The organism is Synechococcus sp. R55.4 (assembly GCF_047461935.1).
In the GTDB taxonomy this organism is placed as follows: Bacteria; Cyanobacteriota; Cyanobacteriia; order Thermostichales; family Thermostichaceae; genus Thermostichus.
Genome location: NZ_JANSIF010000036.1, coordinates 1 through 14037, shown reverse-complemented (window position 1 = coordinate 14037; position 14037 = coordinate 1). Strand labels below are relative to the sequence as shown.

The 14037-nt window shown below is 58.5% G+C and carries 11 protein-coding genes and 1 pseudogene; 2 read left to right on the top strand and 10 right to left on the bottom strand.

Annotation, left to right across the window (positions count from 1 at the left end; genetic code table 11):
- Positions 1-56 precede the first annotated feature (56 nt).
- Positions 57-1541, top strand: a complete 1485-nt coding sequence (locus NW842_RS09275) for an NAD(P)/FAD-dependent oxidoreductase (RefSeq protein WP_414417905.1) — start codon at positions 57-59, stop codon at positions 1539-1541.
- Here NW842_RS09275 and lpxB read toward each other — a convergent pair.
- The 9 genes and pseudogenes from lpxB to NW842_RS09230 form a co-directional block, all read right to left on the bottom strand.
- Positions 1538-2746 carry a lipid-A-disaccharide synthase gene (gene lpxB / locus NW842_RS09270; protein ID WP_414417904.1) on the bottom strand — a complete coding sequence of 403 codons (1209 nt, stop codon included), beginning with the start codon at positions 2744-2746 and terminating at the stop codon, positions 1538-1540. The two genes, NW842_RS09275 and lpxB, sit on opposite strands and share 4 nt — an antisense overlap.
- 26 nt (positions 2747-2772) lie before the next feature.
- Positions 2773-3750, bottom strand: a complete 978-nt coding sequence (gene lpxA, locus NW842_RS09265) for an acyl-ACP--UDP-N-acetylglucosamine O-acyltransferase (protein ID WP_414374898.1) — start codon at positions 3748-3750, stop codon at positions 2773-2775.
- A 259-nt stretch (positions 3751-4009) separates the two neighbouring features.
- Entirely contained in the window at positions 4010-4510 is a 501-nt protein-coding gene (gene fabZ / locus NW842_RS09260; protein ID WP_414355588.1) for a 3-hydroxyacyl-ACP dehydratase FabZ, read from the bottom strand.
- A 182-nt stretch (positions 4511-4692) separates the two neighbouring features.
- Positions 4693-5574: a UDP-3-O-acyl-N-acetylglucosamine deacetylase gene (gene lpxC, locus NW842_RS09255; protein ID WP_414355597.1), complete on the bottom strand. Its 882-nt coding sequence runs from the start codon at positions 5572-5574 to the stop codon at positions 4693-4695.
- 14 nt (positions 5575-5588) lie between these two features.
- The gene (locus NW842_RS09250) at positions 5589-6170 is read right to left on the bottom strand and encodes a hypothetical protein (protein WP_414355589.1); all 582 of its coding nucleotides are present in this window, start codon (positions 6168-6170) and stop codon (positions 5589-5591) included.
- A gap of 235 nt (positions 6171-6405) precedes the next feature.
- Positions 6406-7413 (bottom strand): annotated as a pseudogene (locus NW842_RS09245) (RRXRR domain-containing protein).
- A 190-nt stretch (positions 7414-7603) separates the two neighbouring features.
- Positions 7604-8686, bottom strand: a complete 1083-nt coding sequence (locus NW842_RS09240; protein WP_414374896.1) for an electron transfer flavoprotein subunit alpha/FixB family protein — start codon at positions 8684-8686, stop codon at positions 7604-7606.
- A gap of 172 nt (positions 8687-8858) precedes the next feature.
- Complete coding sequence (locus tag NW842_RS09235) at positions 8859-9683, bottom strand: electron transfer flavoprotein subunit beta/FixA family protein (protein ID WP_414417903.1); 825 nt, start codon at positions 9681-9683, stop codon at positions 8859-8861.
- A gap of 479 nt (positions 9684-10162) precedes the next feature.
- Positions 10163-11245, bottom strand: coding sequence for an ABC transporter substrate-binding protein (locus NW842_RS09230; protein WP_414374894.1), 1083 nt, complete (start codon positions 11243-11245; stop codon positions 10163-10165).
- A gap of 270 nt (positions 11246-11515) precedes the next feature.
- On the opposite strand from NW842_RS09230, the gene argS reads away from it, so the two are divergent.
- Positions 11516-13312, top strand: coding sequence for an arginine--tRNA ligase (gene argS, locus NW842_RS09225; protein WP_414374920.1), 1797 nt, complete (start codon positions 11516-11518; stop codon positions 13310-13312).
- A gap of 283 nt (positions 13313-13595) precedes the next feature.
- On the opposite strand, the gene NW842_RS09220 is transcribed toward argS, so the two are convergent.
- The gene (locus NW842_RS09220; RefSeq protein WP_414417902.1) at positions 13596-13895 is read right to left on the bottom strand and encodes a hypothetical protein; all 300 of its coding nucleotides are present in this window, start codon (positions 13893-13895) and stop codon (positions 13596-13598) included.
- Positions 13896-14037 lie beyond the last annotated feature (142 nt).

Sequence of the window (14037 nt, the reverse complement as noted above, 5' to 3'; positions counted from 1 at the left end):
TTTTGCACGCAAAAGGGATCCCTGACCCCTCTCCAGCCTAGTCTATCGCGACAGCGGTGCGGAGCACTTTAAAACCCCAAAGCGTGAGGGGATCCCTTGGACAGACCTATTTCCGTCAGGATCGGCGAGGTGGTGTGAGGAGTTGCCGTAACGGTTTTGGAAGCGGATCCGGTTCAGGTGGGGGGCTATCCTGCACTGTAACCTACCAAGGCTATCGCTTTGATATCGGTGGGCACCGCTTTTTCTCCAAGTCGGCGGAAATTGAGGCCCTGTGGACGGAAATTTTGGGCTCGGAAATGCAGGTTTGTCGGCGGCTTTCCCGCATTTTTTATCGAGGTGTTTTCTTCGACTATCCGATTCGACCTGCGGATGTCTTTGCCAAACTGGGGCCAGGGTTTACCAGTCTCTGTCTGCTCAGCTACCTAAAGGCGCGCCTCTTTCCCAGGCCCAATCCTGTATCTTTTGAAGATTGGGTCATTAACCAATTTGGGGAACGGCTGTATCGCACTTTTTTTAAGACCTACACCGAGAAAGTGTGGGGGATCCCTTGTCACGAGATCAGCGCCGACTGGGCAGCCCAGCGGATCAAGGGTCTGTCGATGGCTTCTTTGATCCGTAAAACCTTTTTCCCCAACCGAGAGGGGGTGATCAAAACCCTGATCGATCGCTTTCGCTATCCTCGCCTAGGGCCAGGCCAGATGTGGGAGCGCGTTCAAACCTTGTTGGCAGAAGCCGGGCAGCCGGTACAACTGGATCGCAAGGTTACGGCAATCCACTGGAACCGGGCCGGAGTTCAAGCTGTACAAGCCTGTTCTCAAGGGGGAGAGACCTTTTGGGTGACCGGCGAGCAGTTCATTTCCACCATGCCGCTGCGCTCTCTGGTGCGGGCTTTGGTACCTGCAGCACCGGAGCCGGTGCGAGAGGCTGCCGAACAACTGCGGTATCGGGATTTTTTGACGGTGGCTTTGCTGGTGGATGAGCCCAACCTATTTCCAGATCACTGGATCTACATTCACGATCCCTCGGTGCGGGTGGGGCGTATCCAAAACTTCAAGAATTGGAGCGCGGACATGGTTCCGGATCCCTCGGTCACCTGCTTGGGTTTGGAGTATTTTTGCTCAGCGACGGATCCCTTTTGGGGACAAACCGATGGGGATTTGATGGCCTTGGCAACGCTGGAATTGCAGCGGTTGGGCCTGCTGGGGAAGGCAAAGGTTTTGGGCGGCACAGTCATTCGCGCCCCGAAAGCCTACCCGGTTTACAATCACGGCTATCAAGCTCACATCCAGACCATTCGAACCTTTTTGGAAGAAGCACTGCCCAATTTGCAGGTGGCAGGCCGCAACGGCATGCACCGCTACAATAACCAGGATCACGCCATGATGACGGGCCTTTTGGCCGCTCGCAACATTGTGGCGGGGGAACGGCGCTACGATGGGTGGCGGGTCAACCAAGATGCTGAGTATCTGGAAGAGGAGGATTCGACAGCGGCCTTGGCGGGAGGACGGGCCGTGCCCCAGGTGCTGGGTCGCCGGAGTTAGCGGCGGAAGGGATCCTGCTTCGATCCAGCTTCGCCATCCAACACCTCTAGGATGGCCTTGGCAGCGCGAGCCAGAACGCCGGGTTCTCCTAGGGCTGCCCGCATCGCGGCGTAGTCGGCTTGCAGTTGGGCTTTGCGTTCGGGCCGAGTTAGCAACTCCAGTGCCAGTTGGGCGATCTTCTCCGGCTGGGCCTGCTCCTGCAGCAACTCCGGCACAATGGGGCGCATCTGCACCAGGTTGGGCGGAGACATGAAGGGCACCGACACCCTCAGCCAATGGCGGGCGATCCAGAAGGTGATGGGGTTAAGGCGATAGATCACCACCTGGGGGATCCCTAAGATGGCCGTCTCCAAGTTCACCGTGCCCGACTTGGCCAACACCAAATCAGCCGCTGCCAAGGCGAGGTGATGAGCTTTGTGGGGGGAGAAGAAGGGCAGAGCTTGGGGATCCAAAAGGGTGAGGTTGAGCTCAAGGCGGCGGGCAGCCCGCGCAATCGGGGCAGCAAAACGGGGCGAGGCCAGGGGCACCCAAAACTGCGCCTGAGGCAGGTGAGCTTGCAACAACTGAGCCGCCTTGAGCAAGACAGGCAGAACCGAGCGCAGCTCTTGCCGACGCGAAGCCGGCACCACCACCACCACCGTGGCTTCGGCAGGGATCCCCAACTGGGCTCTGGCGGCAGCACGGCTGGGCACAGCGGCCAAAATATCCAACAGGGGATGGCCCACATACTGGACATGGGCTCCTGCCGCCGCGTAGTAGCGGGCTTCCTCAGGGAAAATCGCCAACATCAGCCGCATCTGCTGGGCCAGTTGGTAGGTGAGGCGGGCATCCTGCGACCACACCCACTCTTGGGGAGCAATGTAATAGACGGCAGGGATCTGCCGCCGTTGCAGCAGACGGGCAATGCGGCTGTTGACGCCGATGTAGTCCACCAGCACGGCCACATCTGGCGGGTCTTGGGCCAAAAAGCGGCGAATCTTCCACTCCGTCCAGAGGGCGGGGCCGACAAAGGGAAGAGCCTCTAAAATGCCAACAGAGCTGATCTCGGTGGTGCGGTGCAACAGACGGGCCCCCGCAGCAGCCATGCGCTCCCCTCCCACGGCGGTGATGCGCAGCTGAGGGCGTTGGCGCAGCAATTCTTCAATCAGATGGCTGGCCTGCAGATCCCCTGAGACCTCGCCCGTGCAGATGAACAGGTGGCTCACTAGAGCTACGCTCCCGACCCCAATCTTTAGTCATCCAGCTCTGAAGTGCTCTGCACCGGCGGATCTTCCCCCCTCCCGCGCAGGGCCGGCAGAGGGCCACGTCGTTGGGGCTGGGAGAGGGAGTCTTCCAAAAATTGCAGCAGATGTTGCAGGGATCCCGTCTCGTCCACCCACTCTTTCCCCTGTAGGGAAAGGACATGGCGCTCTCCCTCCGCACCGCTGTTACAAACGACACACAGGCTGCTGCGCAGTGTTTGCAGCGCTTTTTCCAAAGGCAACCCTGAGCGGTACAAAAATCGGTAGACCTGCCGCAGCAAGGGCAGGGATCCCTCCATCCCTTTGGCTCGCCGCAACCCCACCAAATTCAGACCGCGAATGCGGGCTGGATGTCCTTCCACCAACATGTAGGGGGGAACGTCGCGGTCAACCCGGCTCATCGCCCCCACCATGGCCAAGCGCCCGATGCGGGTGAACTGGTGGATCCCGACCATGCCGCCGATGCGGGCTTGAGACTCGATGTGGATGTGGCCGGCCAAAGAGACAGCATTGGTAATCACCACCTGATTTTCGATGACGCAGTTGTGGGCGACATGGGTGTAGGCCATCAGCAGGTTGTGATCTCCGATCAGGGTGGCTTCCCCTTCATTGGTGGCCCGGTTGATGGTGACAAACTCGCGGATGCGATTGCCTCTGCCGATCACCACTTGAGAGGGGGCGCCGCTGTACTTCAGATCCTGAGGCTCGGTGCCCACAACTGCTCCCGGAAAAATGTGGTTGTCCTCGCCGATTTCCGTCCAGCCATCGATCACCACATGGGCTCCCACCACCGTATGGGCAGCGATACGAACATGCTCGCCGATCACCGCATACGGGCCAACCTGCACCGTCTCGTGTAGCTCAGCTTTCGGATGGATCACCGCGGTGGGATGAATCCGCTCGCGTGAGCGGTGCGGCGCACTTGCAGAGGCGTTGGGAGTGGATCCCGCTGAAGCGAACGAACTCATTTCCAACCTAGCCAGCAACTGTGGTTACGCTCCCAACCCCGCGAAGGATCACCAAGGCTTGACTCCGGGGGAGATCAACCTTAGAGCTACGCTCCGCCATCGTGACCAATAGGCTGCCACCCCAACGCAGCAATATGTCTACCGTATCCCGACAGAAAGGCGCAAGCAGTCCCCGAGCCATCTCCCTATGCCAACACTTTATCTCAATTGGTGAGAAGACCCACAGCAGAGCGCCTCTCGGATGGCCGCTGTTTGTCCCTCAATCCACCAGGGAAAACATCAGTTCCCCCTCGGTCACCAGTTGCCCTCCCACCTGAGCGCGGCAGAACATCTTGCCAATGCGCCTCTGGCGAATGGTGAGCAAGTCGGCAGAGAGCAGCAGTTGATCCCCCGGCAGCACCGGGCGGCGAAAGCGAACACCATCGATCCCGGCAAACAGGGCCAAGCGCCCGGCCACGTCCGGCAACTTGGTCAACACGATCCCCCCTACCTGGGCCATAGCCTCGACGATCAGGACGCCGGGCATGATGGGTCGGTTGGGGAAATGCCCCTGAAAAAAGGGCTCGTTGAAGGTGACGTTTTTCAGGCCCACTGCCCGTTGCCCCGGTTGATACTCCACAACCCGATCCACCAGCAAAAAAGGATAGCGATGGGGCAAGATCTCCAAAATCTGCTCCGTTGTGAAGACAGGGGGAGCAGTTGCCAATTGAGCGGCTGCCTCAGCCGAGAGAAGGGGAGGAGGGGAGACATCAGAGGCCATGGTGAACCCGTGGAGACAGAAGACAAAACTGAAACCCCGGATGGGGAGGAAGCAGGCCAGAACTCAGCCAAAAGAGCACCCAGGGATCTACGGAGAAGAGATCAAGAGATTCCAATAGAGCGGATCCCCTTGAAGAAAAGTGCTCGGCACCGCTGTCGCACCTGAGGATGGCAGGGTTGTGGCTACGCAACCGGATCTCTTTCTCCCCCTTGCTCTTCATGGATCAGCAGGGATCCACTCTTGAGCAACTGCTCGGCCAAACGGTGGTGCAGGGCATGGCCCGCCTTGTAGGCCACAATGTGCCCCTGCAGTCGGCAGCCCAGGAGGCTGAGATCTCCTAGTAAATCTATCAGCTTATGGCGCACCGGCTCATCTGGGTAGCGCAATGGCCCCAACCACTCGGTTTGGCTACAGACAATGGCATTTTCCAGGCTGCCCCCCTGGATTAGCCCCCGTTCCCGGGCCAGCTCCACATCCTGCTGGCGGGCGAAGGTGCGGGCCGGCGCAATGGACTGGACAAAATCCGGCCTGTTCTCCCTCCAGCTCAGCCACTGTTCTCCAATCGGGCAATCGGCAAAATCGATGCCATAGGTAAAGCGGGCTGTAGGATGGGGGAGGGCGCTGACAAAGGCTTCCCCCGCCCAGACAGTGACCGGTTCTTGGATCACCCCCAGCAGGGCTGGCTGATCTTGGGCCTGGATCCCGACCTGGGCAATGGCCTCTACAAAGGGCAGGGCAGAGCCATCCAGAATCGGCAGCTCTGGCCCCTCCACCTCGATGCGGCAGTTGTCAATGCCCAGGATGTAAAGGGCGGCCAGCAGGTGTTCCACCGTCTGCACTTGAACAGAGGGGGATCCCTGCTGCAGCAGGGTGCAGAGATGGGCAGGGGCCAGGGATCCCAACTGGGCCGGGATCTCAGGGGATCCCGGTCGATCCACCCGCACAAACACCCGACCGCTGCCGACAGGAGCTGGATGCAGGCTGCAGCGAATCGGCAGGCCGGTGTGCAGGCCAACGCCTTCCAGAGAAATAGAGCTGGCTAGGGTGTGTTGCCGGCCTCTCATCATGCTCCGCACCGCTAGTGCAAACGCTCTTGGCCCCGGTCGAAAACGCGGTAATACAGCTCCCGATAGCCCACGCGCAGGTTACTGCCGGCATCTGCCAACTTGGCTTTGTGACTGCGGGTGCCGTAGGCGCTGAACACCTCGTAGGTATCTCCCTCAAAGAAAAAGGAAGAGACATCGGACACCTCTTCGCCCCCCAGCAACTGCCAGCGCCCCTGGCGAAACTGCAGCCGGTAGTGGGCTCTATCCAAGCTGCCGGAAGGACGGTCGATCATGGCGTCGATGCTGCCCTCGTAGAAGGGCTCTGCACCACCATCGTGAACCGACACCTCCACAGCGATATCTCGGTAACGGCAGTTGGGCCGGTTGCACAGGCGAATTGAGCGCATGGCCTCGGCAATGGCTTCCAGCCGCTGCCGCGCTACGGTCAGGGAAAGGTGCTCTATACCCCCATCGCGAGCGAGCTGGGGCGACACCTGAGCCGCCTCTGCCACTGTGGAGGGCAACGAATGGGCAGCCAACGCCGGGGATCCCCAGCAGCATCCCACCAACACCAGACAGATCAAGCTCAGCCAACAACGGTATGCGGATCCCATGAACACAATCTATGACCAAGAAAACTGGGTTGCAAGCCCTGCCCTAGGGCCTACGGCCCGCTGACGCGACTAGGGCGGCTTTGTGCTATGGCGCAGTGTCAACAGGAAAAGTATCTGGGAGTTCATCCCAGCAGTTGGGGTCATGGCATCCCCCACCACTCGCAAGAGTGGTGTAGCCCAGGAAGTGGGAATCATCCTGCAACCCGGAAAAGAATCCCTGCCCTTTAGGTCGGCTTTATTTGTTTCTTCTGTAGAACCTCCAAGAACAGAAGCTCAAACACTTTACGTCTTCTTTCCTGGCGCTCTGGGTTAGCCTTTTCCCATCCTCCAACCGATGCAGACTTACTCTTCCAGCAGAACTGCCTCCGACAAAGGTGAGCCCAAACTTGGGGTGGCGCACTAAACTACCCCGCCTCAAACCTAAGCTCAGCATACCCCCGTAGGAAAGTCTTTTCCCACCTTTGCCCGGTTGCAAACGATGCAGTTGACGACGATGAAACCGCAGAGGAACGACCATAAGCATCTGCTGATTGTCCGGCTGCAGGTGCCCCCCGGTCACGGAGTTGGCTAACACCCACGCATCCACGCAGTGGGCCGCAAACACTTCGGCGGTCTTTTTGTTGGTTTTCTGCAAACCCAAGGCATCCCGCATCTGCTGGGTTTCCCACCCTGAGCGGGTTAGTACCTGTCCCAGATTGGCTAGCTGCCGATAGAACCATTGCTTACCCACCTCTGAGGGAGAGAAAGACACGTCCCAGCGGCGCTTGCCACGGGTCTTCGCCTTAATGTCCTCAACCACAAATACGGATACGGGAAACAACTGGCTTAGCCACCGAGCCAGACGTAGCTTCCACTGCCAGCGAGCCTTGGTGGAAGGGGGCAACCCACCCCTGGCGCGATTAAACCTGGGTTGACGACAGGGCGTTTGGCGATACCGTCGCGCTCGACGCATGATGCGCCGTTGTTCGACATGCTCCTTCACCCAGGTGACCGCGTCCGCTTGGAGGTTCAGGTAGGTCTGTGCGGCGGATTTAACCGACCACCCCTCTTTCTTGCTCCCTGGGTCAATGCCGACGGCTATGGGTTGGGTTTGCCGGTCAGAAGGCTCCACGTTAAGCCGGACTCAAAACACCCCTCTCTTCCAAAAGGGAGTAGCCTTGCCGGTCTTAATCCACCTTCTGGCTCGACTGGGTGTGGTCGGCATGAGCGGGTTTTGGTTGTGGTCTACGACAGGCACAAACATGCGGTAAGTCTCCTACTCGGAGTATGTACGTCCCTTCGCCACTGACCAACGTAGAGGTAGCCAACTAGGGAAGCATTCGCTACGTACTGTGGGCTGCCACGCCCAGTCGGCTCAGTCCCCTTCAATCGCCCTCCATGACTGGGTTGCTTGGGCAGGCTAGTCTTTCCTTGCCCTTGGGGTTTCAGGCTGGCTAGACCTTACTTCCACAAGCCCCCACCTTTAGCTGGGGGTACTTGACCTGCTGGATCTGACGGATCAGTTCGGGTACCACCTGGTAGAGATCCCCGACGATACCGTAGTGGGCAAATTTGAAGATGGGGGCAGAGCTGTCTTTGTTGATGGCGATGATCGTCTGGGATTTGTCCATGCCCACGCGATGCTGGATGGCTCCGGAAATGCCGCAGGCAATGTAGAGCTGAGGTCGGACGGTCTTGCCGGTTTGGCCCACTTGATGGGCGTAGGGGATCCACCCAGAATCCACGGCCTTGCGGGAGGAGCCGACGGCGCTGTTGGGAAAACAAGCGGCTAACTCCTTCAACAGCTCAAATCCCTCTGGGGATCCCAGCCCGTAGCCGCCGGAAACGATCACCTTGGCGCGGGTGAGATCTACCGCCTGGGACAGGTTGCGCACCGTTTCCACAATCTGCAGGCGCAGATCGCCGGGATCCAAGTTGACCGGCACCGGGATCACGTCCCCCTGGCGGGATCCATCCCAGGGCAGAGGCACCATCACCCCTGGGCGCACCGTGGCCATTTGGGGGTTTTTCCAGGGGCCAAGGATGCGAGCCTTGAGAGATTCGCCAAAGCTGGGCCGGATGGCGTAGAGGCAGTCGGGGAAGAGGCCGGACTTGCTGGGATCTTTGCTGTTGGTGTACTCGAAGGGGCCAATGTCCAGCTCGGTGCAGTCAGCGGTCAGGCCGGTCTCCAGGTGGGCGGCCAAGCGAGGGGCCAGATCTCGCCCGGTGGTGGTGGATCCCAGCAGGATGGTGTGGGGTGGTTGGGGCCAGCTTTTGATCAAGTCTGTGATCACCCGGCGGTAGGGCAGGGTGCGGTATTCGGCCAACTCGGGGTGATCGGCGATGAAGACTTGATCTGCCCCGTGGCCGATCAGAATTGGGGGCAAGTGGGCAATGTTGTATCCAAGCACAAGAGCGCTCAAGGTGGCTCCCAGCTTATCGGCCAGCCGCCGCCCGGCCCCCAACAACTCTAAGCCGATGGGCTGCAGTTCCCCGTTCACCTGCTCGGCGAAGACCACTATCCGCTTGCGATCCATAAAACTGTGACTCCTAGGTTGAGATCGGGATTGAATCGGGTTGGGGTTGCGACGATGTCAGCAGAGTCCTTCTGGGTCAACTTTTCACCGCAGCCAGCTGGCCTGGGGTCGATGATCAGACAGTGATGATTGAGGGGCGATGGGGGGCCGGTGGGACGCAAGATGTAAAGATCTAGGAGGTTGCGGCGTAGCGGGAGAGGTCAACGGCCTGGGTCAGTTGGTTGACCAGTTGGGGGACGGACTGCCCTTGAAAGATCTGACAGTTGCCGCCAATTTCCCCCACTTTTTCGGTGGCAGCCACGATGGTTGGGGATCCCTTGAGACCGCAGCGCTCCGGGTCTGCCCCCACATCGTCCAAGTTGAGGATCTGGATCGCCTCGGCCCGTGCCGCCTCATCCCGCATTAGCCGCTGCACCCGCTGCACACCCCGTAGAGTGGGGTAGGCCAAACGCCGAGCGGAATTGGCCACCGTAATCAAAACCGGCAGGGGCACCATTACGATTTGGGATCCCCCTTCAATGGCCCGCCGCGCCACCAGGATCCCATCCCGAATCTCGAAGGCTTCGCAATAGGTGACCTGAGGGATCCCCAACCGCTCCGCCAACTGCGGCCCCACCTGGGCCGTATCGCCGTCGGTGGTCTGGAGCCCGCAGAAGATCACATCGGGCCGGCCAGCATAGCGAACCGTCTGGGCCAGAGTATAGGCAGTGGCTAGGGTATCGGAAGCGGCCAAGCGGCGGTCGGTCATCAAAATACCCCGATCCACCCCGTGGGCAATGGCCTCGTAGAGCACCTCAATGGCCGGGGGTGGCCCCATTGTAATTGCCGTTACTCTCGCCCCGTGTTGCCGTTTGGTTTGCAGAGCTGCTTCCAGTGCATAGCGATCAAAAGGGTTTAACATCCGCTTGGCCTTGGCGCGATCGATCGTGCCGTCACTGTTGATGCCGGCCTTGGCGTTTTGATCGGGAACTTGCTTAATCAGAACAAAAGTTTCCAAGGGCCTAAACTCCCTAGTGATCCCCTCCAGGTTAAAAGGGATCCCTGAGCACCACAAACTTATTCAGCTTTTTTTCGGGATCGGAAAAGCTATCTCGACTTCAAGCACCCCTAAGCTACTCTTCCCAATACATCTGTTTCTCAGGTTTGATTTCATTGACATGCTCCCCATGCCCAAAGGCAGGGGCCTTACGGCGTTCTTGGGTAACCCTAAACAAAGTTCGAGACACTCCCCTACTGCTCCATGCCGCTTCCGGTCTCCCATCCACCAACGCGAACAGGTCTCCCGTCGGCCTCTTTCGGGAGCAGCCTGGGATCCCTGCCACGAAAAGCTTTGGGGATACTTCGCGGATGAGGGATCCAATAAGGACGCAGACCGCACCTGCAGCCAGAAATAGCCTCCCAGCAAGCAGGATAAGTTGGCCTGCACCGGCAAGCCAATAGACAGAGGCTTCAAAATCGTTGCTGGCCTAACCCAGATTATCCAATCATCCGCTCAGACTTGGGTGGGAGCAGACTTCCATCAAACACTTGCTCTAGAGAGGGCTTAGTGGGCAAGCCAAAGCCATCCACCACCTGAGCAATCGAGGTTTCCATACGAGCAGGCACTACATCCCCCAAACCAATTTGTCGCACCTCATCGGTAACAAACAGGCGCGGCATTGCCAGGGTAAGGCGCAATTTCTCAATTGCCGTATCCAGCACTTGTCCGTCGGCCTTGGCTTTGTCCAGAAGGGCCAACATATTGCCATCGGTATCACGAATAGTGTCTTGCCAACCCTTGACATAGGCCCGCAAGAAAGCTTTGAATTGCTCAGGCTTCTCACGCAGCAATTGCACACGAGTGATGAGCGCATTGCCATACAGCTCAAGGCCGTAGTCGTTGTAAAGGAAGGGAACAATATCTTCCAGCTTGACCCCGCCCCGCACCAAATTGGGCATGGCCGAGGTCATAAAGCCGCTGATTGCATCCACCCGACCTTGGATGAGGAAAGGTTCGCGCAACTGCGGCTCCATAGTTACCCACTCCACCGAGCCCGGATCGATGCCGACTTGCTTGGCAAAGACCGGCCAGAGCCGACGCGGCGCATCCCCTGCCGGTGCTCCTAGCTTCTTGCCCGCCAGTTGGGCCGGCTCCCCAATGCCCTTATCTTTCAAGGTGTAGATGCCAAAGGGAGAGCGATTGAAGTGGACATAGATCGCTACCAAGGGCACGTCCGGATTTTTGGCATTGAACTCGATCATGGAGTAGGGATCCCCTTCCCCCAGGTCGTACTGGCCAGCGGCAATCTTGGTGATGGAATCGGCGGAGCCATAGCCGCGCTCGTAGGTGACCTCCAGCCCCTCTTCGGCGAAGTAGCCCTTCAAGATCGCCGTTACAAGGGGGGTATCCATCGAAGAGGGCAACCAAGAGAGGGTAAACTTCAGGGGCGTCAGTCCCTGGGAAACCAGAAGCGGCCCGCGGCTCTGAGCCCTCGCCTTTAGCCCTCCAACGGCAACCCAAGAGGCAGCCGCAGCAGCAGATTGAAGGAATTGACGACGCGACGATTTCGGGATGGACATATCTATATGCTCCACAGCACCTGGCTCAGTAGGGATCCGCAAACGGGAATGCGGCAAACAATGGAGTGAAGACTATAAGCAACCAACTTAGCAAGGCGGAGTCAAACTTCTGTATTTGAGGATACCTTTACCTGCTGGGGGATCCCCTTTTAGCCAAGGTGAGAACTCTGCCTTGGTCATGGCCGGTTCGTTGCCGGTATGATAGTGCTCCTGCTGCCGCAGGGATCCCGATCGCCATTGCTCTTAACTCACGTGTATCCCTCTTCAACCATGGCCATCCAATCCCCTTCCACCTCCCTGGTTCGCTTTCTCGCCGGTGCTGTATCTGAGGCCATTCGACAGGCAGCAGAAGCAGGCCAACTGGGATCCCTGGCTCCCCCACAAGCCGCAGCCATTGCCCCCGTGATCCAGATCCCCAGCGACCCTCGCTACGGCGATTACGCCTGTCCCACCCCCCTGGGCATGGCCAAGCTCTGCCGCCTAGCACCGGCCCAGATCGCCCAAACCCTGCAAAAACACTTGGATCTGCCGGACATCGAAACTCAGGTGGCGGGAGGAGGGTATCTCAACTTCCGGCTGGGGGATCCCTTTTTGGCCGAGCGCCTGCAGGAGCTGCTGCATCTGGGAGAAAACTTCGGCAAAACAGCCACCCCCCATCCCGAGCGCATTCTGCTGGAGTTTGTCTCCGCCAACCCGACGGGGCCTTTGCATGTGGGCCATGGGCGTTGGGCTGCCGTCGGCTCCACAGTGGCCAACCTGCTGCGCTGGACGGGGCACCAGGTGGAGCGGGAGTTTTACATCAACGATGCCGGCAACCAAATGCGGCTCCTGGGCCAGTCCCTCGAGGTGCGGGTGCGGCAACTGCAGGGGGAAGACATCGCTTTGCCGGAAGATGCCTATCACGGCACCTACTTGATTGAGATGGCCCAACGTCTCTTGGAGCAGGTGAAAGCCGGGATCCGCCCTCTGCCCACCACCCTAGAGGAGTACACCGATTTTGCCTATGGGGAAATGCTGGCCTGGCAAAAGCAGACCCTGCAACAACTACGCACCGAATTTGATCACTGGTTTAGCGAGCGCCGCCTGCACACCCCCGATCCCCAGACAGGCCTGAGCGCCATCCAGCAAGCTTTGCAGGAGCTGCAAGAGCGCGGCTTTCTCTACAAAGCCAAAGCACCGCGGGGTGAGGATCCCAAGCCAGGGGCCGAAGAGGCCGTCTATTTCAAAACCCAAGAATTTGGCGACGACAAGGATCGGGTGGTGCAAAAGGCCGATGGTTCGTTCACTTATCTAGCCGCCGATATTGCCTACCATCGGGATAAAGTGCAGCGGGGATATCACCGGCTGATCAACATTCTTGGCTCGGATCACCATGGCTATATCGGCCGCTTAAAGGCGGCGGTGGGTGCCTTCAGCCCAGATGTCAAGCTGGAAATCTTGATTGGACAATTTGTCAAATTGTTCAAAACCGACCCGCAAACCGGTGAGAAAACCGAAGTGCGCATGTCCAAGCGCACCGGCAACTTTGTCTCACTCAATGACCTGATCGAAGATCCAGAAATTGGCGTGGGGGTCGATGCAGCCCGCTGGTTTTTGCTTAGCAGCAGCATGGACAGCCCCATCAACTTCGATTTGGATTTGGCCGTCAAGCAAACTTTCGATAACCCGGTCGTGTATGTTCACTACAGCCATGCCCGCTGTTGCACTCTGCTGCGGCGGCTACAGGAAGAAGAAAAGGTTGAACTGACCAACAAAGTCCCTTTGACGGAGCAACAAAAACTGCCCTACAAAGAGCCAGAAGAGCGGGCCCTGCTGCTGCGCTTGTTGGCCTTGCCGGATGAGCTGATCGCCGCTGCCGAAGAGCGCGCTCCCCACAAGATCATCCGCTATGCAGAAGCCATCGCCGCCGATTTCAACAAGTTTTACGACAACTGCCGTATTTTGCCGCTCTTGAAAGAGGATCCCCTTTTGGCCCAAGCCCGCATCCAATTGGTGCAGGCCACGCAGCAGGTTTTGTTTAACGTCCTCACCGGCATTCTCGGCCTGAGCGCGCCGGAGTCTATGTGATTTACGAAGGAGTGCCGTAAGGCCCCCAGCTCACGCTCTGGGCGGAAGCCAGCTATAGCGGTCGCGAGTAGGTCAATTGCAATAAACCGTTCCACAACGCATAGTCATTTATCTCACCGTCAAGGCGAAACAAACGACCGGTTGCTTCCTGCTAAGGCCTCTGGCCCGCTAGCGCGATCAGTTGAAATAGATGGTAATAAAAACCACGACTGCTATCAGCCCCTTTGATTCCGGTAACGCCGATCCCCGTCTCGATGAGGGAGAGGAGATAGGGCTCAAGCGCCTAAGTTTCGACTCTGTGGGCGCGCAAGAGCAAGTTGGTTCCCAAGTCCTCTTGGGCTGCCCAAAAGGCGCAAATCCACCACGAAACCTCGTCTTGGCGATAAATGCCACAGGTGAAAGGATAAGGTTGCAAAATATTCGCCATCTGCGCTAAGGCCGGAACTTCCGCCATGTAGTCGGCCCACACTTGGGGATCCAAGGCTTCGTAGGTGAAATCGGAAGGAAAGAATGTGCAACTGGATTCCAGGCTGGGCCGGTTGGTCAGCAACAATTGAGCAGGATCTGAGGATTCACAGCCCAAGCGATCCCCGATCTGAAAGGTCAGCTAGAAATCGCAGGAGCCCCGCACTGTACCCGTAGGGTCACTGCCGGGAGGAATGCGCTTTGATGAAGTACAATGAACTTATGAGCCAAGTCCTGACCATATCCTGCAAGCTCAAGGT